28 protein-coding genes are annotated in these 26,349 nt (G+C 62.7%); 14 read left to right on the forward strand and 14 right to left on the reverse strand.

All coding sequences use genetic code 11. The features are described from left to right. Positions 1-80: 80 nt before the first annotated feature. Both NKI49_RS02555 and NKI49_RS02560 read left to right on the forward strand, forming a co-directional pair. Positions 81-560 (forward strand): DUF3828 domain-containing protein, encoded by a 480-nt coding sequence (locus tag NKI49_RS02555; RefSeq protein WP_352598491.1) that lies wholly within the window; start codon positions 81-83, stop codon positions 558-560. Between the two features lie 4 nt (positions 561-564). Then, a complete protein-coding gene (locus tag NKI49_RS02560) occupies positions 565-1,173 on the forward strand; it encodes a hypothetical protein (RefSeq protein WP_352598490.1) in 609 nt (202 codons plus the stop codon). Positions 1,174-1,181: 8 nt separating this feature from the next. Here the strand turns inward: NKI49_RS02560 and queF are convergent, their stop codons facing one another. Then, positions 1,182-1,643, reverse strand: coding sequence for a preQ(1) synthase (gene queF / locus NKI49_RS02565; protein WP_010915503.1), 462 nt, complete (start codon positions 1,641-1,643; stop codon positions 1,182-1,184). Positions 1,644-1,724: 81 nt separating this feature from the next. Between queF and NKI49_RS02570 the strand changes: the two genes are divergently transcribed. Then, positions 1,725-3,770: an oxidoreductase gene (locus NKI49_RS02570; RefSeq protein WP_352598489.1), complete on the forward strand. Its 2,046-nt coding sequence runs from the start codon at positions 1,725-1,727 to the stop codon at positions 3,768-3,770. A 130-nt stretch (positions 3,771-3,900) separates the two neighbouring features. Here the strand turns inward: NKI49_RS02570 and NKI49_RS02575 are convergent, their stop codons facing one another. Next, complete coding sequence (locus NKI49_RS02575; RefSeq protein ID WP_352598488.1) at positions 3,901-4,308, reverse strand: hypothetical protein; 408 nt, start codon at positions 4,306-4,308, stop codon at positions 3,901-3,903. 149 nt (positions 4,309-4,457) lie between these two features. Here NKI49_RS02575 and NKI49_RS02580 point away from each other — a divergent pair, with 149 nt between their 5' ends. Beyond that, positions 4,458-4,856 (forward strand): MarR family winged helix-turn-helix transcriptional regulator, encoded by a 399-nt coding sequence (locus NKI49_RS02580; RefSeq protein WP_352598487.1) that lies wholly within the window; start codon positions 4,458-4,460, stop codon positions 4,854-4,856. Between the two features lie 34 nt (positions 4,857-4,890). On the opposite strand, the gene NKI49_RS02585 is transcribed toward NKI49_RS02580, so the two are convergent. Beyond that, a complete protein-coding gene (locus tag NKI49_RS02585; RefSeq protein ID WP_502899455.1) occupies positions 4,891-5,664 on the reverse strand; it encodes a polysaccharide deacetylase family protein in 774 nt (257 codons plus the stop codon). Between the two features lie 23 nt (positions 5,665-5,687). Continuing rightward, a complete protein-coding gene (locus NKI49_RS02590) occupies positions 5,688-7,760 on the reverse strand; it encodes a putative bifunctional diguanylate cyclase/phosphodiesterase (RefSeq protein ID WP_352598486.1) in 2,073 nt (690 codons plus the stop codon). Positions 7,761-8,083: 323 nt separating this feature from the next. Between NKI49_RS02590 and NKI49_RS02595 the strand changes: the two genes are divergently transcribed. Next, on the forward strand, positions 8,084-9,271 hold the full coding sequence (locus NKI49_RS02595; protein WP_352598485.1) for a glycine C-acetyltransferase: 1,188 nt from the start codon (positions 8,084-8,086) through the stop codon (positions 9,269-9,271). Positions 9,272-9,323: 52 nt separating this feature from the next. Next, the gene (tdh, locus tag NKI49_RS02600) at positions 9,324-10,358 is read left to right on the forward strand and encodes an L-threonine 3-dehydrogenase (RefSeq protein WP_352598484.1); all 1,035 of its coding nucleotides are present in this window, start codon (positions 9,324-9,326) and stop codon (positions 10,356-10,358) included. 96 nt (positions 10,359-10,454) lie between these two features. Here tdh and NKI49_RS02605 read toward each other — a convergent pair whose 3' ends face one another. Then, a complete protein-coding gene (locus tag NKI49_RS02605) occupies positions 10,455-10,892 on the reverse strand; it encodes a MarR family winged helix-turn-helix transcriptional regulator (RefSeq protein ID WP_352598483.1) in 438 nt (145 codons plus the stop codon). A gap of 89 nt (positions 10,893-10,981) precedes the next feature. Between NKI49_RS02605 and hmgA the strand changes: the two genes are divergently transcribed. From hmgA to NKI49_RS02625, 4 genes are all read left to right on the forward strand, one after another. Then, on the forward strand, positions 10,982-12,295 hold the full coding sequence (hmgA, locus tag NKI49_RS02610) for a homogentisate 1,2-dioxygenase (RefSeq protein WP_352598482.1): 1,314 nt from the start codon (positions 10,982-10,984) through the stop codon (positions 12,293-12,295). Continuing rightward, positions 12,292-13,161 (forward strand): MBL fold metallo-hydrolase, encoded by an 870-nt coding sequence (locus NKI49_RS02615; RefSeq protein WP_352598481.1) that lies wholly within the window; start codon positions 12,292-12,294, stop codon positions 13,159-13,161. The genes hmgA and NKI49_RS02615 overlap by 4 nt, the downstream gene beginning before the upstream one ends. Positions 13,162-13,272: 111 nt before the next feature. Beyond that, complete coding sequence (locus tag NKI49_RS02620) at positions 13,273-14,286, forward strand: fumarylacetoacetate hydrolase family protein (protein WP_352598480.1); 1,014 nt, start codon at positions 13,273-13,275, stop codon at positions 14,284-14,286. 90 nt (positions 14,287-14,376) lie between these two features. Then, on the forward strand, positions 14,377-14,937 hold the full coding sequence (locus tag NKI49_RS02625) for a DinB family protein (RefSeq protein WP_352598479.1): 561 nt from the start codon (positions 14,377-14,379) through the stop codon (positions 14,935-14,937). On the opposite strand, the gene NKI49_RS02630 is transcribed toward NKI49_RS02625, so the two are convergent. From NKI49_RS02630 to hppD, 3 genes are all read right to left on the reverse strand, one after another. Continuing rightward, the gene (locus NKI49_RS02630; RefSeq protein ID WP_352598478.1) at positions 14,916-15,290 is read right to left on the reverse strand and encodes a type II toxin-antitoxin system VapC family toxin; all 375 of its coding nucleotides are present in this window, start codon (positions 15,288-15,290) and stop codon (positions 14,916-14,918) included. The genes NKI49_RS02625 and NKI49_RS02630 overlap by 22 nt on opposite strands. Continuing rightward, complete coding sequence (locus NKI49_RS02635; RefSeq protein ID WP_502899454.1) at positions 15,287-15,502, reverse strand: type II toxin-antitoxin system Phd/YefM family antitoxin; 216 nt, start codon at positions 15,500-15,502, stop codon at positions 15,287-15,289. Before NKI49_RS02635 ends, NKI49_RS02630 begins: the two co-directional genes overlap by 4 nt. 83 nt (positions 15,503-15,585) lie before the next feature. Next, positions 15,586-16,698, reverse strand: coding sequence for a 4-hydroxyphenylpyruvate dioxygenase (gene hppD / locus NKI49_RS02640; RefSeq protein WP_352598477.1), 1,113 nt, complete (start codon positions 16,696-16,698; stop codon positions 15,586-15,588). Between the two features lie 136 nt (positions 16,699-16,834). Here hppD and NKI49_RS02645 point away from each other — a divergent pair, with 136 nt between their 5' ends. Further along, positions 16,835-17,302 (forward strand): Lrp/AsnC family transcriptional regulator, encoded by a 468-nt coding sequence (locus NKI49_RS02645; RefSeq protein ID WP_027027888.1) that lies wholly within the window; start codon positions 16,835-16,837, stop codon positions 17,300-17,302. Here NKI49_RS02645 and NKI49_RS02650 read toward each other — a convergent pair. The 4 genes from NKI49_RS02650 to aztA all read right to left on the reverse strand — a co-directional run bounded on the left by NKI49_RS02650 (position 17,299) and on the right by aztA (position 20,455). Beyond that, positions 17,299-17,637 (reverse strand): protein tyrosine phosphatase family protein, encoded by a 339-nt coding sequence (locus NKI49_RS02650; RefSeq protein WP_352598476.1) that lies wholly within the window; start codon positions 17,635-17,637, stop codon positions 17,299-17,301. The genes NKI49_RS02645 and NKI49_RS02650 overlap by 4 nt on opposite strands. Before the next feature lie 150 nt (positions 17,638-17,787). Next, positions 17,788-18,729 carry a zinc ABC transporter substrate-binding protein AztC gene (aztC, locus tag NKI49_RS02655; RefSeq protein WP_352598475.1) on the reverse strand — a complete coding sequence of 314 codons (942 nt, stop codon included), beginning with the start codon at positions 18,727-18,729 and terminating at the stop codon, positions 17,788-17,790. A gap of 32 nt (positions 18,730-18,761) precedes the next feature. Further along, a complete protein-coding gene (gene aztB, locus NKI49_RS02660) occupies positions 18,762-19,637 on the reverse strand; it encodes a zinc ABC transporter permease AztB (protein WP_352598474.1) in 876 nt (291 codons plus the stop codon). Continuing rightward, the gene (aztA, locus tag NKI49_RS02665) at positions 19,637-20,455 is read right to left on the reverse strand and encodes a zinc ABC transporter ATP-binding protein AztA (RefSeq protein WP_352598473.1); all 819 of its coding nucleotides are present in this window, start codon (positions 20,453-20,455) and stop codon (positions 19,637-19,639) included. The genes aztB and aztA overlap by 1 nt, the downstream gene beginning before the upstream one ends. Before the next feature lie 353 nt (positions 20,456-20,808). Here aztA and NKI49_RS02670 point away from each other — a divergent pair, with 353 nt between their 5' ends. Beyond that, positions 20,809-21,153: a RidA family protein gene (locus NKI49_RS02670; RefSeq protein ID WP_352598472.1), complete on the forward strand. Its 345-nt coding sequence runs from the start codon at positions 20,809-20,811 to the stop codon at positions 21,151-21,153. A 234-nt stretch (positions 21,154-21,387) separates the two neighbouring features. Here the strand turns inward: NKI49_RS02670 and hutC are convergent, their stop codons facing one another. Further along, positions 21,388-22,122, reverse strand: coding sequence for a histidine utilization transcriptional repressor HutC (gene hutC / locus NKI49_RS02675; protein WP_352598471.1), 735 nt, complete (start codon positions 22,120-22,122; stop codon positions 21,388-21,390). Positions 22,123-22,124: 2 nt separating this feature from the next. Further along, positions 22,125-23,477: a formimidoylglutamate deiminase gene (locus NKI49_RS02680; RefSeq protein ID WP_352598470.1), complete on the reverse strand. Its 1,353-nt coding sequence runs from the start codon at positions 23,475-23,477 to the stop codon at positions 22,125-22,127. 98 nt (positions 23,478-23,575) lie between these two features. Between NKI49_RS02680 and hutI the strand changes: the two genes are divergently transcribed. Together hutI and hutH are read left to right on the forward strand one after the other, a co-directional pair. Continuing rightward, positions 23,576-24,811: an imidazolonepropionase gene (gene hutI, locus NKI49_RS02685; RefSeq protein ID WP_352598469.1), complete on the forward strand. Its 1,236-nt coding sequence runs from the start codon at positions 23,576-23,578 to the stop codon at positions 24,809-24,811. Next, positions 24,808-26,343, forward strand: coding sequence for a histidine ammonia-lyase (gene hutH, locus NKI49_RS02690; protein ID WP_352598468.1), 1,536 nt, complete (start codon positions 24,808-24,810; stop codon positions 26,341-26,343). The genes hutI and hutH overlap by 4 nt, the downstream gene beginning before the upstream one ends. The last annotated feature ends 6 nt before the right edge of the window (positions 26,344-26,349 follow it).

Here is a 26,349-nt window from a genome sequence, read left to right on the forward strand (position 1 = left end):
ACTTCATGGGCCGCAAAAAAGCCGATATGCAGGATGCGGGGTATTGATCGCCTCAAGCCATCAAAAGCCGGAGATTCTGCATGAGACTGATAGTGCTCGCTGCCGCCCTTTCGATAGCCTTGCCCGCAGCCGCGTTTGCCGGACCAGCATCCGACGCCGTGAGGTTCTTCTACGTTCCGGAGGTCAAGTTCGAGGCCGACGCACAATATCGCGATCGGTTCACCGAGCCGGTGACGAAGCTGTTCGACCTCAACGATCAGGCAATCAAGAAGAATCCGGATCAGGTCGCCTGTGTCGACTTCGACCCGGGCCTCGACGCGCAGGATTTCGACCAGAAGACCGTCTCTAAGACCCTGAAACTGTCTGAGACGCTGGATGGCGACACCGCGCAAGTGGTGGCGAGCTTCGAGCTTTTTCCGGAAGGAGATGATTCCCAACGCGAAATGCATTGGACGCTGAAGAAAGTCGATGGCAAGTGGAAGATCTCGGATATCGCTTCGAAGACCAGCGACTGGACGCTGAGCCAGCTCGAATGCGTGGCGGGTCAAGATCCGGAGTGATGCCATGGCCCGCCGCTTGTTCCTGGCACTATCGACCATGTGCCTGCTGGCGGCGGCTTTGAGCGCCGCCGCTGCGCAGGGGCTGCTTGGCGCGCCGCCGGCGAACGCCCCGGCCGACACGGCGCCGGGCGACAGCGGGGCGCCACTTTCAAATGCACCCGGCGGCGCGGTGGAACCGGCAACGCCGCCCGCTGCCCGGCCGCCGAGCGAGCCTGCCGCGCCTATCCAGCCGGGATCGCCGACAGCGGTGGTGCGGCCATTCTACGATCAGGCCGGCCTGGAGATCGACCCGGCACAGCGCAGTCATTTCACCGATCCGGCGAAGACCGTGCTCGACAAGAGCGATGCCTTGCGCAAATCCGGGCAGGGCGAGTGCCTCGACCCCAACATGGCGCTCGACAATGCGGACTATGACAAGGCCGGGATCGACAAGAGCCTCAGGACGCTCGAGGCGATCAATGGCGACCAGGCCAAGGTTATCGTCGCCTTCGTCGCCGCCGGCAACCCGCACCGCCTCGAATGGAAATTCAAGAGGGTGGGCGGCGAATGGAAGATATCGGACCTGCTGTCGGTGACCGGCGAATGGGCGCTCAGCCAATATCAGTGCGAATGATGGTCGAGTTAACCGCGTCCGCGATAGGGGGCCACTCCAGTGTCAGGCAGCCAGGCACCTTCGGGCGGCGCACCGGTCTGCCAGAACACATCGATCGGAATGCCGCCGCGCGGATACCAATAGCCGCCGATGCGCAGCCACAGCGGCTTGGTCGCCGCCACGATGCGCCGGCCGATCATCACGGTGCAGTCTTCATGGAAGGCGCCGTGATTGCGGAACGAGGTCATGAACAGTTTCAGCGACTTCGATTCCACCAGGGCCGCGTCGGGTGCGTAGTCGATGACGATATGGGCGAAATCCGGCTGGCCGGTGACCGGGCAAAGCGACGTGAATTCCGGGCAGGTGAAGCGCACGATGGCCGGCGGGCCGTCGCCGCGCGAAAACGGCACGGTTTCCAGGACCGCTGCTTCCGGGCTCTGTGGCGTCTCGACGTGAGCGCCGAGCTGGGTGAGGGTTTTGGTGTCGATCATGGGCGGTTATTCCTTCGAATTTGCCGCTCATTAGCACCGGACCGAAAAGTGTGCAGCACAATTTGAACCAGCAGGAAGACGATGACCAGTAGCGATCCGCTTCTCCAGCCCTACCAACTCAAGCACCTGACGCTGAAGAACCGGGTGATGTCGACCAGCCATGAGCCGGCCTATTCCGAGGACGGCATGCCGAAGGAGCGCTACCGGCTTTATCATGCCGAGAAGGCCAAGGGCGGCATGGCGCTGACGATGACGGCCGGCTCGGCCATCGTCTCGCGCGACAGTCCCGCCGCCTTCGGCAACCTGCATGTCTATGACGATAGGATCGTGCCGTGGCTCGCTGAACTCGCCGACGCCTGCCACGAGCACGACTGCAAGGTGATGATCCAGATCACCCATCTCGGCCGCCGCACCGGCTGGAACAAGGCCGACTGGCTGCCGGTGCTATCGGCATCGCCGGTGCGCGAGCCGGCGCACCGTGCTTTCCCGAAGACCATCGAGGACTGGGATATCGAGCGCATCGTCGCCGACTATGCTTCGGCCGCGCAGCGCTGCCAGGCCGCCGGCCTCGACGGCATCGAGTTCGAATCCTACGGCCATTTGATGGACGGCTTCTGGTCGCCGGCCACCAACCACCGCGACGACGAGTTCGGCGGCTCGCTCGACAATCGCTTGCGTTTTACCGACATGGTACTCGACGCCGTGCGCGCGGCGGTCGGCGAAAATTTCGTCGTCGGCATCCGCATGGTCGCTGACGAGGATTTCGAAAAAGGCCTGTCGAAGGAGGAAGGCATCGAGATCGCCAGGCGGCTGGCCGGTTCCGGCAAGGTCGACTTCCTCAACATCATCCGTGGCTCGATCGAGACCGACGCGGCGCTGACCAAAGTCATCCCGGTGACCGGCATGCGCTCTTCGCCGCATCTCGATTTCGCCGGCGAGGTGAGGGCGGCGACGAAGTTCCCGACCTTCCACGCGGCGCGCATTTCCGACGTCGCCACCGCTCGCCATGCCATCGCCACCGGCAAGCTCGACATGGTCGGCATGACCCGCGCCCATATCGCCGATCCGCACATCGTCAAGAAGGTGATGGAAGGCCGCGAGCATGAGATCCGGCCATGCGTGGGCGCCACCTACTGTCTCGACCGCATCTATGAAGGCGGCGAGGCGCTCTGCGTTCACAATGCGGCGACCGGCCGTGAGGCCGATATTCCGCACGTCATCGTCAAGACCGAGGGGCCGCGGAGAAAGGTCGTCGTCGTCGGCGCCGGTGCCGGCGGGCTGGAGGCGGCGCGCGTCGCGGCCGAGAGAGGCCACCAAGTCACGATCCTGGAAGCCTCGTCACAGGCCGGTGGCCAGGTGCGGCTGGCAACACAGAACCCGCGCCGCAAGGAATTGATCGGCATCATCGACTGGCGGTTGGCCGAACTCGACCGGCTCGGCGTCGAAATCCGCTACGATACGTGGGCGGAGAAGGACGACGTGCTGGCGCTGTCGCCCGATGTCGTGGTGGTCGCCACCGGCGGCCTGCCGCAAAACCCGCCGCTGACCGCAGGCGACGATCTCGTCACTTCGAGCTGGGACATCATGGCCGGCGGCGTCAAGCCCGCCGAAAACGTGCTGCTCTACGACGATAATGGCGGCCATCAGGGCATGGGCGCCGCCGAATTGATCGCAAACAGCGGTGCAAGGCTGGAGCTGGTTTCGCCTGAGCGCTTCTTCGCCCCGGAAATGGGCGGCATGAACCATGTGCCCTATGTCAGGGCCTTCCAGGAAAAGGGCGTCACCGTCACCATCAACACGCGGCTACGTTCGGTGCGGCGCGAGGGCAATCAGCTGGTCGCGGAACTGGCTTCGGATTTCGCCGATGGCTGGCGCGGCGAGCGCAGGGTCGACCAAGTCGTGGTCGAGCACGGCACGGCCCCGCTCGACGACCTCTATCTGTCGCTTAAACCGCTATCCAAGAATGGCGGGGCGGTGGATTACGAGCGGCTGGTCCATGGCGGCGATATCTTTCCCGCGCGCAACCCGCAAGGTGGTTTCGTCCTGTTCAGGATCGGCGACGCCGTCGCTTCGCGCAACATCCATGCCGCCATCTATGACGGCATCAGGTTCGGCTTGAGGATCTGACCTTAGCGAAAATTGGTGGCGCGCGGCCGGACCGGCGTACGAGAGCCCGTGTACATCGGCATGACCACGCGCCCGCACGTCATTGGCTCGTCGCCAGACAACGTACGATTCTGTGGAGTATTGCTGCGTCTCAGAACATCCTGGCGGTCGCCATGCACAGCACCGTGATGACCAGCAGCCCGCCGGCGATGCGCTCGCCTCTGGTCATTTTCGCGCGCAATCGGGCTTCCGTCGCCGCGTCGGTGCCGGCAAGCTGCCTGGTGGCGGAACCCACCAGCGCGCCCTGGACGCCGGCGGCAATCAACGCCGTGGCTATACCCAGCGCCAGCACCTTCTCCATCGGGCCGAAAAGGCCCTCGTGGAAGAAATACCAGAGCAGTATGCCGGTGAGGAAAACCAGGCCCGCCGCGCCCATTTGGGGCCGGAAGAACCGTTCCGCCCGGATTTCCGGATCGCGGCCGACCGCGATGGTGGTGCCGGCCCAGAACACGCCGGCCATGACATGAAGACCGAGGACGACGATATAGACATATTGCATGACCGCATTTCCTCTTTTTTGCCCGCCGTTCGCCATAATGGTAGATATCTAACGATTAGATGTCAATGTATAAAGTCCGGCCAGTTCCATCGGCCTGTTTGTTGCTCTAGGGTCCGCTCATGACGCCTTTTGACCGCCCGCCAGTCGGGATGAATCTCGCCCGCACCGCCAAACTTGTCGCCCAGGCTTTCGACGCGGCTTTGGTCGAAGCCGGCGGTACGCTGCCCGTCTGGCTCACCCTGCTGTCGGTCAAGTCGAGCAAGCTCGCCAATCAGCGCGAGCTTGCCGGTATGATCGGCATCCAGGGCGCGACATTGACCCACCATCTGAATGCCATGGAGGCGCAGGGCCTGTTGACGCGCCGCCGCGATCCCGTCAACCGCCGGGTTCATCTGGTCGAGTTGACGGAAGCGGGAGAGGCGACGTTCGAGACATTGCGCAAGGCGGCGCTCGTGTTCGACAAGCGACTTCGGACGGGGTTGTCCGACGAGCGCCTGGCCGAGTTCGCGCAGGTGCTGGCGGCATTGCGGGCTAACGTTGGTGCCTGACATGGTTCCGGCGGCTACAGTGCTGTTCGGCCGCTCACTCGTCGTAACTCCGGATCGCCCCAAATGCGTAGCCACGCAGCTTCAGCGCAGTGATCAGATTGGTGAGCTTCGTCTTGCCGTCGAAACCGTCCTGGAACATCTCGTCATGCATCAACAGGATGAGCCTGCCGGGCTTGACGAAACGGCCGTAGCCGAACAGGTGATCGATCTCGCTGACAAGATGGTCGACGCTCTGCACCGGCTCGCCGCTGTCCTTGTGTACCCATTCGTGGTCCCAGCCGTAGAGATAGAAGCCTGAGGCGGCGACAAATTCGTAGTCGGGGTCCTCTCGTCCCTCCTGGGCCAGGCCGAGCGAGGTGTCGTTCATCGACGGCAGCCGGAACACGTCGCGCCCTGGCAGACGAGCATGCACGACCGGCTTCAGCCCGAGCACCGCGTTTGCCCGCAACATGTCGGCGACGACCCCTTCCGTATCGGCGTAATAGTGCTGGTAGTGGTTGTTGGCGTGACTGAAACTGTGGTTGCCGAGCGTCACCAACGGAAGCTGTTTGGCACGTTGGACCAGCGCCTTGCTGGCGGCGCTCGCTTGCGCATGCATGCCGACCATGAACATGGTCGCCGGTACCTGCTCGGCTTCCAGCACGTCGAGGATGTTGCTTGTGCCGCTCAGCGGGCCATCGTCGAAGGTAAGATAGATGGTGCGATCCGCTCCGTAGGCGGGGACGGCGAGCATCAACACTGCCGCCAGTACAAACCGAAACGGTGTCACCGGCTGCGATATCCGGTTGTAATCACGACAGACCGCCATCCGACGACTGCTTCTCAAAGTGCCTATGCCAGGCTTCCTTGAAGCACGGTCAGCCGGGCCTTCTTCGGCGTGCGGGCGGTCAGCCATTCCAGCGCCTTGTCGTGCGGCATCGGGAAGGCGATGGAATAGCCCTGCACCTGGTCGCAGCCGATCGCCATCAGGGAATCGAGTTCGGCCTCGGTTTCGGCGCCCTCGGCGACGATCGAGATGCCGAGGCCGCGGGCAAGCTCGGTGATGGCGCGCACGATCTTGGAGTTGTCGCCATTCTCGTGGATGTTCTGGACGAACCGGCGATCGATCTTCAGCCGGTCGATCTCGTTCGGGTTGACATGGCTGAGCGAGGCGTAGCCGGTGCCGAAATCATCGAGTTCCAGATGGACGCCGGCTGCTCTTATCTGGCGCAGTTTGGCGGCGATTCCGGTCTTCTCGTCGTCGAGAATGACGGATTCGACGATTTCAAGCGACAGCTTCTGTGGCGGCAGTCCGGCCTTTTCCAGCGTCTCGAACAGGAACGTATCGAAATCATGCTCGCGCAGTTCGGTGCCGGAAACATTGACGGCAAGCCGTCCGAAGGCAATCCCGGCGCGGTTCCATTCGGCGGCTTCGTTGATCGCCTTGCCGATGACGATGCGGCCGATTTCCGGCATGAAGCCGCATTTCTCGGCAACCGGAATGAATTCGCCGGGCGCGATCATGCCGCGCTCGGCATGGTTCCAGCGCACCAGCGCCTCGACGCCGCTGATCGCGCCGGTGGTCAGCGAAACCTGCGGCTGGAAATAAACCTGGAATGCCCGCTCCGAGACGGCGACCCTGATGTCGTGCTCGAGTTGCTTGCGATAATCGAGTTCGCGGCGTAGCTCCTCGGAGAAGAACGAGAAGTTGCCGCCTCCCATCTTCTTGGCGGAATAGAGCGCCAGGTCGGCGTGAACCAGCAGATCCTGCGCGTTGTCGGCGTCTATCGGATAAACGGCGATGCCGCCGCTGGCGCCCGGAAGGATGGTGGTGCCCTGAAACACGATCGGCTCGTTGATGTGCACCAGGATGCGCCGGGCGAGCATGTTGATGTCCTCGGTGCCGCCGGCGCCGTTGAGGATCATGACGAACTCGTCGCCGCCGAGGCGCACGCACAGGTCCGATGCGCGGCAGGCATCGCGCATACGTTGTGCCGTGACGACCAGCACATAGTCGCCGGCCGCGTGGCCGAGCGTGTCGTTGATCTGCTTGAACCGGTCGAGGTCGAGCTGGACCACCGCGAGGCGTTCGCGCCGCCGATGCGCGCCTTTGATGAGCGTGTCGAAATGGTCGGTCAAAAAGGTGCGGTTGTGCAGGCCGGTCAGGCCGTCGTGAACCGCGATGAAGGCCATCGAATTGCGCGCGTCGACCAGTTCACGCGTTTTGCGCAGGATGGCGTTGGACATTGGCCTGAAGATGAACAGCGCCACCAGCAAGATGACGCCGAGGGTGGCGTAGAACAACGTGCGATGGAGCGACAGCAGTTTTTCGGAGCGCTCATCGGCCTCGGCATTGATGCGCTGGCCAAGTGCGGCATAGCCCGACAAGGTTGCGTTGGCGACAGAGGCATCGAGGTGGACGCGTTCATCGCCACCTTTGTAGCCGCCATTGTCGGGATGATTGAACTGAGATTCGAAGGCCGAGACCAGCCGGTCGCCATTGGCGATCAGCCCGACCGAGAAATAGTCGAGATGGAAAGGCTTAGCGAAAAGCACGCTCTCGATCGATTTCGGATCGAGCTTGGCCGGCGATGCCGGATCTACCGCTGTCTGTGTGAGCAGCAGGTCATAATTCGTCTCGAACTCCGCCGTGGCCTGCTTGAGCGCGCTCACCAGCGCCGGCTGCTGGTCGCGCGAAGCAGAGCCGGTCGCGCCGGCAAGAAAGACGATGCGCTGCGACAGCGTCTTTTGCGTGCTGACGATGTCGAGCAAGGTATTGTGGTTTTGCTGCGTGGCCATCATCTGCTGGAGCAGTGTGAAGGAGGCGACCACCATCGCCGCGATGATCAGCAGCGCCAGCCAATAGCCGGCCTTGATCAGCAATATGAGCTTGCCTGAAACGGTTTGCACCGGCTGCTGCGACATTTTCGGGGGCGGCCCTCTCGCCAACGGATTGCTGTGAGAAGGACCATGAACCTGCAAATGTTAACAGGTCTGGAAATCGACAGCCGACAGGCAAGGAGGAGGCGTCGGAACATCGCGAGATGGTTATCGGCTCCTTTCGCGGCCGGCCCGCATTTGACTTGCCTCGACTGCTGCCCCTTTCGCGACTGCTGTCGTACCGGTATCCCTCTGTCGCGCTCGGATGACATTCCCGTTGGCGGCACCTCCACCGACGCGGTCGCTTTTGCGATGGATTTTTCGAGCGGGCGGGACGACAGTCTGCCCACGTCAAACGAGGCTCGACCATGACCACGGCATTTCTCTCTCATATCGACAACGAACTTGCGGGGCTGAAATCGGCCGGCCTCTACAAGTCCGAGCGGGTGATCTCTTCGACCCAATCGGCGCAGATCGAGGTCGGCGGGCAGAAGGTGCTGAATTTCTGCGCCAACAACTATCTTGGCCTCGCCGACAGTGCGGAACTGCGTGAGGCGGCGAAGCAGACGCTCGACCGCTATGGCTACGGCATGGCCTCGGTGCGCTTCATCTGCGGCACGCAGGAGGAGCACAAGCAGCTTGAAGCGACGATATCCGCATTTCTCGGCATGGATGACACCATTCTCTACGGTTCGTGCTTCGACGCCAATGGCGGCCTGTTCGAGACACTGCTTGGTGAGGATGACGCGATCATCTCGGATGCGCTGAACCATGCCTCGATCATCGACGGCGTGCGGCTGTCGAAGGCCAAACGCTTCCGCTACGCCAACAACGACATGGCCGATCTCGAGGCGCGGCTGAAGGAAACCAAGGATTGCCGCTTCCGATTGATCGCCACCGATGGCGTGTTCTCGATGGACGGCATCATCGCCAATCTCAAGGGCGTCTGCGATCTTGCCGACAAATACGATGCCATGGTCATGGTCGACGACAGCCACGCGGTCGGCTTCGTCGGCAGCAACGGCCGCGGCTCGGCCGAGCATTGCGGCGTCGAGGGGCGGGTCGACATCATCACCGGCACGCTCGGCAAGGCGCTGGGCGGCGCGTCCGGCGGCTACACGTCCGGCAAAAGCCAAGTGGTCGACTGGCTGCGTCAGCGCTCCCGGCCCTATCTCTTCTCGAACACGCTGATGCCGGCGATCGCCGGCGCTTCGATCAAGGTGTTCGACCTGATCCGCAATGGTGACGACTTGCGCGAACGCCTCTACGCCAATGCGGCGCGGTTCAGGTCGCAGATGGGCAAGCTCGGCTTCACGCTGGCTGGAGCAGACCATCCGATCATTCCGGTGATGCTGGGTGACGCGAGCCTGGCGCAAGAGATGGCGGCGCGCATGCTGAAGCGCGGCATATACGTGATCGGGTTTTCCTTTCCGGTGGTGCCGAAGGGCCAAGCCCGCATCCGCACCCAGATGTCGGCGGCGCACTCCAGCGCCGACATCGATCGCGCCGTGGAAGCATTCGGCACTATCGGCAAGGAACTGGGCGTGATTTCCTGAACGGCCCGCCCCAAAAAACGATTCCGGATCAAGAGATTCAAGGAACAGAACAATGTCGAACATGATGAAGGCGCTGGTGAAGGCCAAGGCCGAACCGGGCATCTGGATGGAAGAGGTGCCGGTACCGGAGATCGGCCCCAATGACGTGCTGATCAAGGTCAAGAAGACCGCGATCTGCGGCACCGACGTCCACATCTACAATTGGGACCAGTGGGCGCAGAAGACGGTGCCTGTGCCGATGGTGACCGGTCATGAATTCGTCGGCACGGTCGCCGATTTCGGTGCCGCGGTCACCGAGTACAAGGTCGGCCAGCGCGTGTCGGGCGAAGGCCACATCGTCTGCGGCCATTGCCGCAACTGCCGCGCGGGCAGGGGACATCTGTGCCGCAACACGCTCGGCGTCGGTGTCAACCGGCCGGGCGCGTTCGGTGAATATTTGGCGATCCCGCAGCACAATGTCGTGCCGATCCCCGACGACGTGCCGGACGAGATCGCCGCGATCTTCGATCCGCTCGGCAACGCGGTTCACACCGCTCTGTCCTTCGACCTGGTCGGCGAGGACGTGCTGGTCACCGGCGCCGGGCCGATCGGTATCATGGGCGCGCTGGTGGCGCAGTGCGTCGGCGCGCGAAAGGTTGTCATCACCGACATCAATCCGGTACGGCTGGCGCTGGCGACGAAGCTTGGCGTCCAGCATGTCGTCGACGCTTCGAAGGAGAAGCTACGCGAGGTCATGCCGGCGCTCGGCATGACCGAGGGTTTTGATGTCGGCCTCGAAATGTCGGGCGCCGCACCCGCCTTCCGCGACATGATCGACACCATGAACAATGGCGGCAAGATCGCCATTCTTGGCATCGCGCCGACCGGCTTCGAGATCGACTGGAACAAGGTCATTTTCAAGATGCTGCACCTCAAGGGCATCTACGGCCGCGAAATGTTCGAGACCTGGTACAAGATGATCGCCTTGGTACAGGGCCCGCTCGATGTCTCTGGGTTGATCACGCACCGCATCGGCGTAGACGATTTCCAGGTTGGATTCGACGCGATGCGTAGCGGCAGCTCGGGCAAGGTGGTGATGGACTGGTAAGCCTGATAGAGGCGTCGTAGCGACCCTTCGCGCCCCCTCTGTCCTGCCGGACAGAGGGGGCTCTGTCCCGCCAAAATGCCAATTTCTGCTCCCGACCTAGCCTTCGCTCACCGCGCTCTCCAGCGCCGCCAATCCTTCCGCGATCGCGGCACGCTCGCCAGCTGTCAGCTTTTCCAGCAGCTCCCGCTCGAACGCTTTCGCCAGCGGCACCATTTCGCGATAGGCGGCAAGGCCTGCCTTGGTCAGAGTCAGGTGCTCGGCTCGGCGGTCGTTCTCATCGGGCGTGCGCGTCAGCCAGCGCCGCCGCTCGAGTTCGGCCACGGCCCGTGACACTTTCGTCTTGTGCATGGCCGATTGCTCGCCGAGTTCCGTCGCGGTCATTGTGCCGCGCTGGCCGAGCCCGGAAAGCGTGCGCCATTCCGGCCGCGTCAGGCCGTGGCGCTCCTTGTAGATCCTGGAGAATTCGCGGCTGACGGCGTCTGCAAGGCGATAGAGCCGGTAGGGCAGGAAGCTTTCGAGTTCCAGGATTTCCATGACCAGCCCCCGGCAAACGGTATTGATAGTTACATTTTCGATGGTTACAAATGAAACCAATTTGGTCAAGCATTCGCGAGGAGGAAGCGATGGCCTTTTCCTACATGCCGGGTTTCGGCAACGATTTCGAAACCGAGACCTTGCCTGGTTCGCTGCCACAAGGGCGGAATTCGCCGCAGCGGCCGGCCTATGGCCTTTACGCTGAGCAGCTTTCCGGCTCGCCCTTCACCGCCCCCCGCGGCACCAATGAACGCTCCTGGCTCTACCGCATCCGGCCGAGCGTCAAGCACACCGGCCGCTTCAAACCGGCGACCTATCCCTTGTGGAAGAGCGCGCCCAATGTCGGCGATCACGAGCTGGCGCTCGGCCAGTATCGCTGGAACCCAGTGCCGATGCCCAAGGAGCCGACCGATTTCATCGCCGGCATGCGGTCGATTACCACGGCCGGCGACGTGCTCGGGCAGACCGGCATGGCGGCCCATGTCTACGTCGCCAATCGCTCGATGGTCGACGACCATTTCTTCAACGCCGACGGTGAGTTACTGGTCGTGCCGCAGGTGGGCGCCTTGCGCTTCGTCACCGAGATGGGCGTCATTGAATTGCGGCCCGGCGAGGTCGCGGTGCTGCCGCGCGGATTGGTGTTCAAGGTCGAACTCGTCGATGCCGAAGTGCGCGGCTATGTCTGCGAGAACTACGGCGCCAAGCTGACGCTCCCCGATCGGGGCCCGATCGGCGCCAATTGCCTTGCCAACCCACGCGATTTCAAGACCCCTTGCGCCTGGTTCGAGGAGAAGGAAACGCAGTGCCGGCTGATCGTGAAATGGTGCGGAAATTTCCATGTCACCGAGCTCGGCCATTCGCCGCTCGACGTCGTTGCCTGGCATGGCAACTACGCGCCCTACAAGTATGATCTGGCTACGTTTTCGCCTGTCGGTGCTCTGCTGTTCGACCACCCCGATCCGTCGATCTTCACGGTATTGACGGCGCCAAGCGGCGAGGAGGGCACCGCCAACATCGACTTCGTCATCTTCCCGCCGCGCTGGCTGGTGGCGGAAGATACGTTCCGGCCGCCCTGGTATCACCGCAACATCATGAGCGAGTTCATGGGCCTGATCCACGGCCAATACGACGCCAAGGAAGAAGGCTTCGTTCCCGGCGGCATCAGCCTGCACAATCTGATGCTGGCCCATGGCCCGGATGCGCCTGGCTTCGAAAAAGCCTCGCGCGCCGCGTTGAAACCGGTCAAACTCGACAACACCATGGCATTCATGTTCGAGACGCGCTTTCCGCAGATGCTGACCCGCTACGGCGCCGAACTGGAAACCCGGCAGGACAATTACATCGATTGCTGGGCCGACCTGAAGAAGCGCTTCAACGGCACGCCCGAGGGCGACTGGTCTTGAGCCGCGCGCCAACGCTGGACCGGCTGGTGCTTCTAGGCTCGAAAGGCGGCCCGGCACTACGGCCGGGCGGTCCATGGCCGAGTTCGTCGCTGCTGTGGATTGGCGGCCGAAACATCGTCATCGACTGCGGCCTTGGCGTGACGCGCGGTCTGGCGGACGCCGGCCTCAGCCTGAAAGCGCTCGACCTGATCTTCATCACACATCTGCATTCCGACCACGTGCTGGAACTGGGCCCTCTGATACACACCGCCTGGACGGCGGGTCTGTCTACCCAGGTCGGCGTGTTCGGCCCGCCCGGCACGGATCACCATTGGCAGCACTTTTGCCAGGCGATGGAATTCGACATCGAGATCCGCATCGCCGACGAGGGCCGGCCGGACATTCGTGAGTTGGTTTCGATCGTCGAATTCGGCGAAGGCGAGGTGGTCGAGCAGCGAGGCTTGAAGGTGATGGCGCTACGCGTCGACCACCCGCCGGTGGTCGACTGTTTTGCCCTGCGCTTCGAGCATGGCGGAAAAAGCGTGGCGTTCTCCGCCGATACAGCCTTCTTTCCGCCGCTCGCCAGGTTTGCCGAAGGTGCCGATATCCTCGTTCACGAGGCGATGCTGGAAGAAGGTATCGAGCGGCTGGTGGCCAAGACCGGCAACGGCGCAAGGCTTAGAGACCATCTGCTCGCCAGCCACAGCTTTGCCGAGGAGGCCGGGCGCATCGCCGGCGATGCCGGCGTGAAGAGGCTGGTGCTCAATCATCTCATTCCGGCCGACGATCCCGAGATCGGCGAGGCCGACTGGACCGCAGCTGTCAGGAAAACATGGTCCGGCGACTTGACGATCGCTCGCGACGGCCTTGTTGTGGAACTCGCATGATACCGACCCGAAGGACCGCGTCGGCGAAAAGAGGAACCGGTTCTTGGGAAAGATCACGCGCAAAACAAGAAACCAAAGCAGCGGGAATGCTGCACAAGGAGAGGGAACCGCATGAAGCTTGCCACATTGAAGGACGGAACGCGTGACGGAAAACTTGTCGTCGTCTCGCGGGACCTGACGCGCTTCACCGACGCCTCGTTCCTGGCGCGGACGCTGCAGGCGGCAATCGACGATTGGCGCCGCGTCGCGCCGCACCTCGCTACAATCGCGGAATCGCTGGAGAACAATGCGGTCCCGTCGGAGCGCTTCCACGAGCATGTTGCCCATTCGCCGTTGCCGCGAGCCTATCAGTGGGCCGATGGCTCTGCCTACGTGAACCATGTCGAACTGGTGCGGAAAGCGCGCGGCGCCGAGATGCCCGCGAGCTTCTGGACCGATCCGCTGATCTACCAGGGCGGTTCGGATTCTTTCATTCCGCCGCGCGATCCAATCCGCATGGCCGACGAGGCCTTCGGCATCGACATGGAGGCGGAGGTCGCGGTTATCGTCGACGATGTGCCAATGGGTGCAAGCCTCGATGAGGCGCGTGCCGCGATCCGGCTGGTCATGCTGGTCAACGATGTGACCCTGCGCGCGCTCACCGGGCCGGAACTGGCGAAAGGGTTCGGCTTTTTCCAATCGAAGCCGTCCTCGGCGTTTTCGCCGGTGGCGGTGACGCCGGACGAACTGGGCGACGCCTGGGACGGTGGCAAGGTCAGCCTGCCGCTTCTTGCCGACCTCAATGGCAAGCCGTTCGGCCGCGCCAATACCGGCGTCGACATGACCTTCGATTTTCCGGCGTTGATCCTTCACGCCGCGAAAACGCGGCCGCTGGCCGCCGGTACCATCATCGGTTCGGGCACCGTCTCCAATAAGCTCGACGGCGGGCCGGGCAAGCCTGTCTCGGCCGGCGGCGCCGGCTATTCCTGTATTGCCGAACTGCGCATGATCGAGACCATCGAGGCCGGCACACCCAAAACGCCGTTCCTGCGCTTTGGCGACACGGTGCGCATCGAGATGAAGGACAAGGCCGGCCACTCGATCTTCGGCGCCATCGAGCAGAGGGTCGAGAAATACGAGCGATAGCAGGAGTGATGGAATGACGGCTGCTGTTGATCGCTGGATTTGTGACTGTGTGGACGGGCTTGTATCTGGTGCGGTCAGCCGGGTGACGCCATGACCTTGCTGGATCACCTGCGGCGCATGGCCGGCAACAATCTCTGGTCGAACGACCGGCTTTACCGAGCCGTGTTGAAGCTCAAGCCGGGTGAATTCGAAGCCGCGCGCACCAGCTTCTTTCCGTCGATCAAGGCGACGCTCAACCACATCCTTGCCGTCGATCTTCTCTATCTCGATTTTCTGGAGGAGGGCGGTATCGGCGCTGCGGTCTATGACGATTTCGCGCCTTTCGATGACGCAGCCGATTTGGCGGTGGCGCAGACTGAATTCGACCGCAGGCTGATCGCCTTCTGCAATGCCCTGTCGGAGGCCGACCTCGACCGCCGCGTCATCACCGACCGGCGTGGGGACGGCATGATCCCGGAAAGGATCGGCGATATCCTCGCCCATGTCTTCCTGCACGACATCCATCATCGCGGCCAGGTGCACGCGATGCTGTCCGGCACCTCGGTCAAGCCGCCGCAGCTGGATGAGTTCCTACTCGATTATGACCTCAGGCTCAGGAGTGCCGAGGTGGAGCGGCTGGGACTGGGCAATCAGACCAGTGCAACGTCATAGGCTGAGAAATGCCGATCCGCGGTCACCAACGTCAGAGCTTCGATTTGAGCTTGTGCAATAAGCAAACGATCAAAGGGATCGCGATGATGGAGCGGCAAATGCTCAAGCCTTGCTGCGTGGAGTTCGTTTACACCGAGGATTGGAATCCCGTTCGATCGCAGAATCTCCACGATGTCGCCTGTGAGCGTGACTTTGCCGAGCGCTTTCTTGATGGCAATCTCCGCGACCGAGATGGCGCTGACGATCACGTCCTTGCCTGCGACAAAGATGTCGCGATGATGATCCGAAAGACGTGAATCGGCGTTGAGTACCCAAAGCAGAATATGAGTGTCGACCAGATATTTGCGGCTCATTTAATATACTCGTCCCATTCGGGACCAAGTTCATCAAAATCATCCGATATCCAAATTTGGCCTTTCAGGGCTCCCAACAGGCGCTTGCTGCCGCCGGGCCGGGCGGGAGCACTCAAGGTCGCGACAACCTCTCCATGCCGGGTCAGATGGATTTCTTCGCCGGCCTGGGCACGCTTTACCAACTCGGAGAGCTGGGCCTTCGCTTTCGCCATGGGAACGTTCATCGTCAAGAACCCTTTATGACCTGAATTTAGGTCATAAAGGGACGAGCCGCAAGAACTCCGAGTTGACCAGATTATTCCGCGGCCTGCACCTTGATCACGCCGCGCTTGATCTGGTCCTGCTCGATCGATTCGAACAGCGCGCGGAAATTGCCTTCGCCAAAGCCTTCGTCACCCTTGCGCTGGATGAATTCGAAGAAGATCGGGCCGATCACGGTTTTCGAAAAGATCTGCAGCAGGATCTTGGTCGTGCCGCCGTCGACCACGCCTTCTCCGTCGATCAGGATGCCGTGCTTCTTCATCCGCTCGGTCGGCTCGTCGTGGCCATTCACGCGGTCATACGACATGTCGTAATAGGTTTCCGGCGGGCCGGGCATGAACTTCAGCCCGTTCTCGGCAAGCTTGTCGGTGGCGGCGTAGATCTCGTCGGTGCCGACGGCGATGTGCTGGATGCCTTCGCCATTGTACTTCTTCAGATATTCGGCGATCTGGCTGGTCTCGTCCTTGGATTCGTTGAGCGGAATGCGGATCTTGCCGCAGGGCGAGGTGATGGCGCGGCTCACCAGTCCGGTGATCTTGCCGTCGATGTCGAAGAAATGGATCTGCTTGAAGCCGAACAGGTTGCGGTAGAAATCCCACCACTTGTCCATCTGGCCGCGATAGACATTGTGGGTGAGGTGGTCGAGGTAGTAGAAGCCGACGCCTTGCGGCCGCGGATCGCGCTTACCCAGCCATTCGAACTCGGCGTCATAGGCCGAGCCTTTCTTGCCATATGTTTCGATGAAATAGAGCAGCGAGCCGCCTATGCCGACGATCGCCGGCACATCGAGCGCCTTGTCGTCGCCTTCGTAAGGTATGGCGCCCTTGGCGACGGCGTGGTCGAACGCGTGTTTGGCATCGACCACCCGCCAGGCCATCGAGGCCGCGCAAGGCCCGTGCTTGTCGGCGAACTTCATCGCATGCGAGCCCGGCTCGGCATTGACGACATAGTTGATGTCGCCTTGGCGCCAGACGGTGATGTTCTTGGTACGATGCTTCGCCACCGCCATATAGCCCATGCGGGTGAACAGCTCGGCCAGCTTCTGCGGCTCCGGATGCGCGAACTCGACGAATTCGAAACCGTCGGTGCCGGCCGGATTGTCCTTGCTGATCTTGGCGGGCGGGGCGTCGTGCGGGAAGGGACCCATGGCATTCCTCCGAAGCTGGTTGGCCTGAAAAGACCATCTGACGTCATCATAGCGCGGAGGTAGCGCATGGTGCTTGCATTCAAACGCTTGAAATGATCATCTCGTGCGAGAAACGTGCATGATGAGGGATAAAGTCATGGATGAGACGCGCATCGATCAGTTTGATCGCAAGATAATGGCTCTCTTGCAGGGCGATGCGCGGCTTACCAATAACGATCTGTCGGAGCGCGTGAACCTGTCTGCGTCGCAATGTTCACGCCGCCGCCAGCGGCTTGAGGAAGATGGCTATATCAGGGGCTATCGCGCCGTCCTCGACCGCGACAAACTCGGCTTCTCGCTGGTCAATGTCATCTCGGTGACTTTGGCCACCCATAACCGCGACAATGCGCGGCGCTTCGGCGAACTGGTGGCCCGGCTGCCGGAGGTGCAGGAGGCGCACGCGCTGACCGGCGAGATGGATTACATCCTGAAAGTGGTGACGCCCGACCTGAAATCGCTGTCCGAGTTCGTCAACGGCGTGCTGCTGCCACACGAATCCGTGCAGCATGTGAAGACGGCGATCGTGCTCGAAACGCTCAAGGAGACTGGGGCGCTGCCGATTTAACCCTTCGACTGCTGGATCAGCCCATAGAGATTGGTGCAGCGTGCGCCGGAGCGGCAATAGGCGAACACCGGCCCTTCCAACTCATCCAGCGCCTCGGCCTGATCCTCGACATTCTCGGTCGTGATCTGGCCGCTGATCACCGGGATGTAGCGGAAAGCGAGCCCCGCGGCTTCGACCGCCGCCTTGAGCGTATCGGCCGAAGGCTGTCCGGGCTGCTCGTCGTCAGGCCGGTTGCAGATGACGCTCTTGAAGCCGGCGGCCTTGATGGCGGCGATGTCCTCCGGCTGGATCTGGCCCGAGACCGAATAGTCCTCGCTGATTTCGCGGTATTCCATGGCAGCATCCTCGCAATCTGATTTAGCGCCAGTCTTGCCACTCCCCGCCATTCGCGGCAATCCGCATCGAAGGAATTCTCTGCCAAATAGACATTACGCGCCGCAAAATCCAACCGGGCCGATACGACCCGGTTGGCTGGCAGTTCAGATTCAGCTGCCGAGAATGGCGCCTTTGATCTGACGGATGTTGTTGTGCATCATGTCGATATAGGTCGAGGCCGGCCCGTCGGGCTGCGACAGCGCATCGGAATAGAGCGTGCCGCCCACCTTGATGCCGGTTTCGCCGGCGATCTGCTCGACCAGGCGTGGGTTGGTGATGTTCTCGACGAAGATCGCCGCCGCCTTGTCCTGCTTCACCTGCTCGACCAGCTTGGCGACATCGGCAGCTGACGGTTCGGAATCGGTCGAGATGCCTTGCGGGGCGAGGAACGTCAGGCCGTATTCGTGTTCGAAATAGCCGAAGGCGTCATGCGAGGTGATGACGACGCGCTTTGCTTCAGGAATCGACTGGATCGCGGTCTTCACTTCACCTTCCAGCGCATCGAGCTTCTTGGTGTAGGCGGCGGCATTGGTCTGGTAGGTGACGCAGCCTTCGGAGTCGGCCGCACAGAAAGCATCGGCGATGTTCTTCACATAGATCCTGGTGTTGGCGATCGACTGGAAAGCGTGCGGATCGGTGACCGTCTTGCCGCCGCCCGTGCCGGCACCCTCGGCCGCGTCGGCATCGGCGAATTCAGGCTTGAAATCGATTGCGGTCACGCCCTTGGTCAAGGTGATGATCGAGGCCTTGGTAGCGCTGGCATCGACCAGCCGCTGCAAGAAGCCTTCAAAATGCAGGCCGTTCACCAGCACGATGTCGGCCTTGGCCATTGCCACCGCGTCGGCCGGGCTCGGCTCGTAGACATGGGCATCGCCATCCGGCCCGACGATGGTGGTGATGTCGACACGGTCGCCGCCGACATTTTTTGCAAAATCGGCGATGACGGTGAAGCTTGCGACCACTTTCAGCGGCGCGGCGAAGGCCGACGATGCGCCAAAAGCGGTTAATGTTATAACGCTCATCACCAAGGTGGCGCGGATCGATTTCAGCATGGACTAGTCTCCTTTAGGGGGCGGGATGGATATCAGGCCGTTCTATGACGGTGATGGACGATGCGGGCGCGCAAAATGCCGCGCGTGCCGAACAGGATCGAGGCGAAATAGACGACGCCGGCCGACAGGATGATGGCCGGACCGGACGGCAGCGATGCATGATAGGACAACAAAAGCCCTGCGATGCACGAGGCAAAGCCGATCAGCACGGCCAGAACGCACATCGGCTCGACGCGCGCCGTCCAGAAGCGAGCGGCTGCCGCGGGCAGCATCATCAATCCGACGGACAGAAGCGTGCCGAGCGCCTGGAAGCCGCCGACAAGGTTGAGCACGACCAGGCCGAGGAAGATGAAATGCACCGGGCTGCCCAGCCGGCTGACCGAGCGCAGGAACAGGGGATCGAGACATTCGGCGACAAGTGCCCGCCAGAAGATGCCGAGGCTGACCAGCGTCACCGCGACAATGCCGCCGATCAGCGTCAGCGCTTCGTCGTTGAGCGCCAGCACGGTGCCGAACAGCACATGCATGAGATCGACGCTGGAGCCGCGGATCGACACCATCAGCACGCCGATGGCGAGCGAAATGAGATAGAAGGCCGCCATCGAGGCGTCCTCACGCTGGATGGTGAAGCGCGAGACGGCACCGGCGCCGAGCGCGACGACGATGCCGGCGATCAGGCCGCCAATAGTCATCGGCAGGATTTCAAGTCCATAGAGCAGGAAACCGGCGGCGGCACCCGGCAGGATGGCATGCGCCATGGCATCGCCGGACAGGCTCATGCGCCGCAGCATCAGGAAGACGCCGACCGGGCAAGCGCCGAGCGACAACATCAGCGAGCCGAACAGCGCCCGCTGCATGAAGCCGAAATCGGCGAAAGGCGCGATGAAAAGGCCGTAAAGCGTGTCCATCAGGCAGCCCTCGGTCCGGCGCCGTGATGATGGTCGTGATCATGCCCGTGAGCATGGTGATCGTGGCCATGACCATGAGCGTGCTCGTCTGGCTCGCACCAGGGCGCATTCTCCTCCCAGGCCTCGTGAAAACGGCGAGCGCGCAACAGGTTCTCCGGCTTCAGTGTTTCCCTGGTCTCGCCCCAGGCGATCGGCTGGCGTGCCAGCAGCAACGTTTCAGGGAAATTCTGCCGGACGAGGTCCAGATCATGGACCACGACCATGATGGTGCGTTCCTCGCCATGCCAGTGCTTGATCAGGGCGATCAGGTCGCCGACCGTCTTGGCATCGACGGCGTTGAACGGCTCGTCGAGCAGGATGAGGTCTGCATCCTGCAGCAGCACGCGGGCAAACAGCGTGCGTTGCAGCTGGCCGCCCGAAAGCGTATCGATCGGCCGCTTCTCGAAGCCACCCAGGCCAACCGCCATCAGCGCCTGGCCGACCGACTCGCGGTCCTCCCTGGTGTAGCGGCCGAGCAGACCGCGCCTTGGCCACAGGCCGAGCGAAACCAGATCGACCACCCGCGCCGGAAAAGAGCGGTCGAGTTCCGATTGCTGCGGCAGGTAGGCTGCCCGCACGCCGGGCGCGCGGATGACCTCGCCGGCCATCGGCTTCAGCACCCCGACAATACCCTTCATCAGCGTCGACTTGCCGGATCCGTTGGCGCCGACCACAGCCGTCAGCGAACCCTTGCGGATCGTGCCGTCGAGATGATGGATCGCTGGATGACTGCCGTAGCCAAGCGTCAAGTCGCGGAATGTCAGGCAGGTATTTGTCATTTTGGTATCCGTGAGGCGGCGAAATTCGGCTGCTGCCGCGGTGGCTTGGATATGTGATGTTATTACATTAGTCAACAAGCCAATCCAGGCCTCCCGAACGCAGCTTGGCAAAGGCGTGACGACGGCCAGCACCGCCGGTGCCGGCGCGATAGGAATTTTTTCTTGACATGGTGAGTGCAGCTATGGTAGATATTTATCCATGGTGCAGATTTGCGCCAACGGCCCGCCGCACAGGCGGGTTTTTCGTTTGGTGCTTCCTGGTCCTCGCTGGTCCAAGGAGATTGGGCCGCGGCGGTCTTGCCCGAAGCGGGTGGCGACCCTAAAGAGGCGCGACCACAAAGGAAGGAACTCCCATGAGCATTCGTCGCATCGATGTTGGCCCGCGCATGAGCCAGATCGTCATCCATGGCAACACCGTCTATCTGGCCGGCCAGGTCGGCGAGCCCGGCGGCAACGTCGCCGCCCAGACCAGGGACATTCTCGCGACTATCGATGAATTGCTGGCCAAGGCCGGCACCGACAAGACCAAGATCTTGCAGGCTATCATCTGGCTGGCCGACATGAGCACCTTTGCCGAGATGAACTCGGAATGGGACAAGTGGGTGCCGCAGGGCAACACACCGGCCCGTGCCACGGGCGAGGCCAAGCTCGCCGGGCCGGAGTATCTGGTCGAGATTATTGTGACGGCGGCGATCTGAGACGACGCTGAAGCTGCCAATCTCCCCCTTGTGGGGGAGATGCCCGGCAGGGCAGAGGGGGGCGCTGTCCCGCCGGCCTTTCAGCTAATCAAAACCACTTGGACAAAATTCCCGGTAGGCAAATGAAGGTTGGCACTCTACGGCGCCCCCCTCTGTCCTGCCCGTCCTCCGCAGCTGCAGCGCAGCTGCTGCGGAGGGTGGACCGGACATCTCCCCCACAAGGGGGGAGATCGGCTATCCCTGTGACGGCGTGAACCTTGCCACCAGCGTGTGGCTCTCGGCTGCATAGGTGAAGCGCACATGGGTGACCGGATGTTCAGCGCTCCAGGTCCGCCGCTCGACCACCAGGCAAGGAGCGCCGGCTTTGATGTCCAGCGCAGTCGCCATCTGCGTGCCGGCGGCAATGGCACGGATCCGATGCTCGGCCTCGCTCCAAGGCACGCGGCCGATCAGCCAGGGGCCGGGTGCGATGTCGAGAAACTTCTCATCGGCTGCTTCGGGTACGGCGGCGAGATTGATCAGCCGCTGTTCGTGCGCGAACGGGCGGTGGCCGGCAAAATGCAGGCATTCGAGCGCCAATACCGGTCCTGATGCCGAAAGTTCCAGCAGCGCGCGATCCTCGGCGCTGCTGCGCCGCTTCAGTTGCGCCAGCCGTTCGTAACGGTAGGGCAGGCCGAGCGCCTCGACCTCGATCCGGATATCGTGGATTTCCAGCACCGCGGCTTGCGACTGCGGCCGACGGACAAAGCTTCCGGAACGGCGCCGGCGTTCGATCAGTCCGGCCTTGGCAAGCTGCGACAGCGCCTTGTTCACCGTCATGCGCGAACAATTGTATTCGACCGTCAACTCGTGCTCGAACGGTATGCGATGGCCGGGCGCCCACGCGCCGGACAGGATCTTGTCGCTGATGTCGGACAGGATGCGCTGGTGTAGCGAGCCGCCGCCGTATGCATCCGCTGCCTCGATCATGCTCACGCCGAAAGCGCCGTCATCACACTGCGAAAACGCCTGGCGATCGCCTCGCCCCTTGTGTGCCTGCCGCCGCTGACCTGTTTGTTGCCATGGACCCAGACGCAGTCGACCTTGCTGCCATTGGCGAAGATCCAGGCATCGAGGATCGCGTCGCCGGTCTTGCCGGCCAGCGAGGGAGTGTTGGCGTCGAGCGAGACCATATCTGCGGAGGCGCCGACGGCGATCTGCCACGCGCCGGCACCAAGCGCGATGCTGCCGCCGTCGAGCGCGGCGTCGAACAGCGCGCGCCCGGTCGAGCCGCCGGCCACCGCCAGCACATTGCGGGCGCGGTGTGCGAGACGCTGCGAGTATTCGAGTTGGCGCAATTCGTCGGGCAACCCGATCAGCACATTGGAATCCGAGCCGACGCCGAAGCGGCCGCCATGTTCCCTGAACAGCGGGGCTGCAAAAGTGCCGTCGCCCAGATTTGCCTCGGTGATCGGGCAAAGGCCGGCGATGGCTCCGCTCCTGGCCATGGCGATGGTTTCCGCGTCGGTCATGTGCGTGGCATGGATCAGGCACCAGCGCTGGTCGACCTTGGCATGGCCAAGCAGAAATTCGACCGGCCGCGCGCCGGTCCAGGCGAGGCAGTCGTCGACTTCCTTCACCTGCTCGGCAACGTGGATGTGGACCGGCCCGTCCGGCGCCATCGCTGCAACCGCAGTGAGTTCTTCCGGCGTCGCGGCGCGCAGGCTGTGCGGGGCGACCCCGACGACAGCTTGATTCAAGGTGCGAACGCATTCGCGGCTTTTCTCAACAAGCCGGGAGAACCGAGTGACATCGTTGATGAAACGGCGCTGGCCGTCATTCGGTGCAGCGCCGCCGAAAGAGGAGTGTGCGTAAAACACCGGCAGCAGCGTCAGGCCGATACCCGTTTCGCTTGCCGCGGCCGCGATGCGCTCGGCCATTTCGGCTGGATTGGCGTAGGGTTTTCCATCGCGATCGTGATGCAGGTAGTGAAACTCGCCGACGCGTGAAAACCCAGCCTCGAGCATCTCGACGTAGAGTTGCGCGGCAACCGCCTCGACCTGATCGGGCGTCATCGACAGCGCGAAGCGGTACATCACCTCGCGCCAGCTCCAGAAACTATCGGCGGAGGGACCGCGAAGCTCGGCAAGACCAGCCATGCCACGCTGGAAGGCGTGGCTGTGCAGATTGGGCATGCCGGGCAGCAGGATTGAATGGCGCTCGTCGTCGGCTGACGCGGCGCTATTCAGCTCGACGTCCGCGATGCGCCCATTGGCCAAGGTGAGCCGAACATTGCTGTGCCAGCCATTGGGAAGGAGCGCCTGTTCCGCAAAGATGTCGGTCACTTTTCTCTCCGCTTCCCTGTCTTACATGCGATGATGCTACTTGCAGTGCGTTTCAATATGTATATACATAATCGCCACCGATTGAAACGGAAAAGATGATGGCTGAAGAAAGCAAAAGCCGGGCAGGGGGCATTCGTCTGTGGCGCAATGCGCGCCTGGCGACCATGGCCGAGAATTCCGCCGGCCTTGGTGTTGTCGAGCATGGTGCGGTCGCCGCACGCGACGGCCGTATTGTTTATGCCGGCCCTGAATCGGGGCTGCCCGCGGCGCTTGCCCAGGGCGCCGAAACGATCGATTGCGAAGGTCGCTGGGTCACGCCCGGCCTGATCGACTGCCACACCCATCTGATCCATGCAGGCAACCGGGCCAACGAATTCGAGATGCGGCTGGCCGGCGCCACCTATGAAGAGGTTGCCCGTGCAGGCGGCGGTATCGTCTCCTCGGTCAAGTCGCTACGTGCCGCCAGCGAGAGCGAACTGGTCGCGCAGTCGCTGCCGCGTCTCGATGCGCTGATCGCCGAAGGCGCAACCATCGTGGAGGTTAAATCGGGCTACGGGCTCGACCTCGAAAACGAGAAGAAATCGCTGCGTGCCGCCCGCCAACTGGGCGAACGGCGGCCGGTGACGATCCGGACGACCTTCCTCGGCGCGCATGCATTGCCGCCGGAAGCCAAGGGCGACAAGGACGCCTTTATCGATCTGGTCACAAAGGAAATTCTCCCCGCGGTCGCTGCCGAGGGGCTGGCCGATGCCGTCGACGGTTTTTGCGAGGGCATCGCTTTTTCCCCCGGGCAGATGGCGCGCGTCTTCGATGCCGCCAAGGCGGCTGGCCTGCCAGTCAAGCTCCATGCCGACCAACTGTCCAACCTGCATGGGGCCGAACTTGCCGCCCGCTACGGAGCGCTGTCGGCCGATCATCTCGAATACACCGATGAGGCAGGCGCCGTGGCGATGGCGAAGGCAGGAACCGTGGCGACCATCCTGCCCGGCGCCTATTATTTCATTCGCGAAACCAAGAAGCCGCCGATCGGCCTGTTTCGCCAGCATGGCGTCAGGATGGCTGTCGCCACCGACAACAATCCAGGCACCTCGCCGCTGACATCGCTGCTTCTGACCATGAACATGGCGGCGACCTTGTTCGGGCTGACGGTCGATGAATGCCTTGCCGGCGTCACCCGCGAAGCGGCCCGTGCGCTTGGCCTGCTGGGACAAACCGGCACGCTGGAAGCCGGAAAATCCGCCGATCTGGCGATCTGGGACATCGAGCGCCCGGCCGAACTCGTCTATCGCATGGGCTTCAACCCCCTGCATGCCCGCATCTGGAGAGGACAATGACCGAACTGACCCTGAAGCCAGGCAATGCGACGCTGGCCGACTGGCGCGCTATCTATCGCGGTGCCGCGCCGAAACTGAACGACACCTGCCGGCCAAAGATCAAGGCGAGCGCCGAGGCTGTCGCAAGGATCGTCGCCAAGGGCCAGCCGGTCTACGGCATCAATACCGGCTTCGGCAAACTCGCCAGCGTTCGCATCCCGGCGGAGGATCTCGAGGCCTTGCAGCGCAACATAGTGCTGTCGCACGCCGCTGGCGTCGGCGAGCCGATGCCGGTCGCCGTTTGCAGGCTGATGATGGCGCTGAAGCTGGCCAGCCTGGCGCAGGGCGCCTCTGGCGTGCGGCCGCAGACCATCGAGTTGCTCGAGGCGATGCTGGCCAACGACGTCATCCCGGTGGTGCCCGCGCAAGGTTCCGTCGGCGCCTCCGGCGACCTTGCCCCGCTGTCGCATATGACGGCCGTCATGATCGGCGTCGGCGAATGCTTTACTCCGCATGGCCGTTTCCCGGCCAAGGTCGCCTTCGTCTCGCACGACCTGGAACCGGTGACATTGGGCGCCAAGGAAGGCCTGGCGCTGCTCAACGGCACGCAGTTTTCCACCGCCTATGCGCTGGCCGCCCTGTTCGAGGCCGAAGTGCTCTACCAGTCGGCGCTGGTCGCCGGCGCCTTGTCGACCGACGCGGCGAAGGGCTCCGACGCCCCGTTCGATCCGCGCATTCATCTCTTGAGAAAGCATCGCGGCCAGATCGAGACGGCGGACGCATTGCGCGATCTGATGGCCGGCAGCGCTATCAGGGAATCGCACCGTGTCGGCGACGAGCGCGTGCAGGATCCCTATTGCCTGCGCTGCCAGCCGCAAGTGATGGGCGCCGCCCTCGACGTGCTGCGCAAGGCGGCCGATACGCTCGGCACCGAAGCCAATGGCGTCACCGACAATCCGCTGATCTTCGCCGAGGACGACACGGCGCTTTCCGGCGGCAATTTCCACGCCGAGCCGGTGGCCTTCGCCGCGGACATGATCGCGCTTGCCGTCTGCGAGATCGGTTCGCTGTCGGAGCGGCGCATCGCCATGCTGGTCGATCCCGCGCTGTCCGGCATGCCAGCCTTCCTGACGCCGAAACCCGGCCTGAACTCCGGCTTCATGATCCCGCAGGTTACGGCGGCAGCCCTTGTCTCCGAGAACAAGCAGAAGGCCTATCCGGCCAGCGTCGATTCGATCCCGACCTCTGCCAACCAGGAAGACCACGTCTCGATGGCCGCGCATGGCGCGCGCCGGCTTATCGGCATGGTGGAGAATGCAACCGCCATCATCGGCATCGAATTGCTGGCCGCCGCGCAAGGCTGCGATTTCCATGCGCCTCTGGCATCGAGCGACGCTCTGGAAGCAGTGCGCAGACTGGTCCGCGCCGAGGTGCCGCATCTCGACAATGACCGGCATTTCCATCCCGACATGGAGAAAGCCATCGCCATGGTGCGCAGTGGTGCGGCGGTGAAGGCAGCGAGCGCGGTGGCGCTGCCGGGGATTGCCTCATGAGGCCGA

This window comes from Mesorhizobium sp. M0587 (assembly GCF_040320945.1).
In the GTDB taxonomy this organism is placed as follows: Bacteria; Pseudomonadota; Alphaproteobacteria; order Rhizobiales; family Rhizobiaceae; genus Mesorhizobium.

What these genes read in the sequence shown, in the direction of transcription:
- NKI49_RS02555 (WP_352598491.1), top strand. Translation starts at nt 81, where the DNA reads ATGAGACTGATAGTGCTCGCTGCCGCCCTTTCGATAGCCTTGCCCGCA.
- NKI49_RS02560 (WP_352598490.1), top strand. Translation starts at nt 565, where the DNA reads ATGGCCCGCCGCTTGTTCCTGGCACTATCGACCATGTGCCTGCTGGCG.
- queF (WP_010915503.1), bottom strand. Translation starts at nt 1,643, where the DNA reads ATGATCGACACCAAAACCCTCACCCAGCTCGGCGCTCACGTCGAGACG.
- NKI49_RS02570 (WP_352598489.1), top strand. Translation starts at nt 1,725, where the DNA reads ATGACCAGTAGCGATCCGCTTCTCCAGCCCTACCAACTCAAGCACCTG.
- NKI49_RS02575 (WP_352598488.1), bottom strand. Translation starts at nt 4,308, where the DNA reads ATGCAATATGTCTATATCGTCGTCCTCGGTCTTCATGTCATGGCCGGC.
- NKI49_RS02580 (WP_352598487.1), top strand. Translation starts at nt 4,458, where the DNA reads ATGAATCTCGCCCGCACCGCCAAACTTGTCGCCCAGGCTTTCGACGCG.
- NKI49_RS02585 (WP_502899455.1), bottom strand. Translation starts at nt 5,664, where the DNA reads ATGGCGGTCTGTCGTGATTACAACCGGATATCGCAGCCGGTGACACCG.
- NKI49_RS02590 (WP_352598486.1), bottom strand. Translation starts at nt 7,760, where the DNA reads ATGTCGCAGCAGCCGGTGCAAACCGTTTCAGGCAAGCTCATATTGCTG.
- NKI49_RS02595 (WP_352598485.1), top strand. Translation starts at nt 8,084, where the DNA reads ATGACCACGGCATTTCTCTCTCATATCGACAACGAACTTGCGGGGCTG.
- tdh (WP_352598484.1), top strand. Translation starts at nt 9,324, where the DNA reads ATGTCGAACATGATGAAGGCGCTGGTGAAGGCCAAGGCCGAACCGGGC.
- NKI49_RS02605 (WP_352598483.1), bottom strand. Translation starts at nt 10,892, where the DNA reads ATGGAAATCCTGGAACTCGAAAGCTTCCTGCCCTACCGGCTCTATCGC.
- hmgA (WP_352598482.1), top strand. Translation starts at nt 10,982, where the DNA reads ATGGCCTTTTCCTACATGCCGGGTTTCGGCAACGATTTCGAAACCGAG.
- NKI49_RS02620 (WP_352598480.1), top strand. Translation starts at nt 13,273, where the DNA reads ATGAAGCTTGCCACATTGAAGGACGGAACGCGTGACGGAAAACTTGTC.
- NKI49_RS02625 (WP_352598479.1), top strand. Translation starts at nt 14,377, where the DNA reads ATGACCTTGCTGGATCACCTGCGGCGCATGGCCGGCAACAATCTCTGG.
- NKI49_RS02630 (WP_352598478.1), bottom strand. Translation starts at nt 15,290, where the DNA reads ATGAGCCGCAAATATCTGGTCGACACTCATATTCTGCTTTGGGTACTC.
- NKI49_RS02635 (WP_502899454.1), bottom strand. Translation starts at nt 15,502, where the DNA reads ATGGCGAAAGCGAAGGCCCAGCTCTCCGAGTTGGTAAAGCGTGCCCAG.
- hppD (WP_352598477.1), bottom strand. Translation starts at nt 16,698, where the DNA reads ATGGGTCCCTTCCCGCACGACGCCCCGCCCGCCAAGATCAGCAAGGAC.
- NKI49_RS02645 (WP_027027888.1), top strand. Translation starts at nt 16,835, where the DNA reads ATGGATGAGACGCGCATCGATCAGTTTGATCGCAAGATAATGGCTCTC.
- NKI49_RS02650 (WP_352598476.1), bottom strand. Translation starts at nt 17,637, where the DNA reads ATGGAATACCGCGAAATCAGCGAGGACTATTCGGTCTCGGGCCAGATC.
- aztC (WP_352598475.1), bottom strand. Translation starts at nt 18,729, where the DNA reads ATGCTGAAATCGATCCGCGCCACCTTGGTGATGAGCGTTATAACATTA.
- aztB (WP_352598474.1), bottom strand. Translation starts at nt 19,637, where the DNA reads ATGGACACGCTTTACGGCCTTTTCATCGCGCCTTTCGCCGATTTCGGC.
- aztA (WP_352598473.1), bottom strand. Translation starts at nt 20,455, where the DNA reads ATGACAAATACCTGCCTGACATTCCGCGACTTGACGCTTGGCTACGGC.
- NKI49_RS02670 (WP_352598472.1), top strand. Translation starts at nt 20,809, where the DNA reads ATGAGCATTCGTCGCATCGATGTTGGCCCGCGCATGAGCCAGATCGTC.
- hutC (WP_352598471.1), bottom strand. Translation starts at nt 22,122, where the DNA reads ATGATCGAGGCAGCGGATGCATACGGCGGCGGCTCGCTACACCAGCGC.
- hutI (WP_352598469.1), top strand. Translation starts at nt 23,576, where the DNA reads ATGGCTGAAGAAAGCAAAAGCCGGGCAGGGGGCATTCGTCTGTGGCGC.
- hutH (WP_352598468.1), top strand. Translation starts at nt 24,808, where the DNA reads ATGACCGAACTGACCCTGAAGCCAGGCAATGCGACGCTGGCCGACTGG.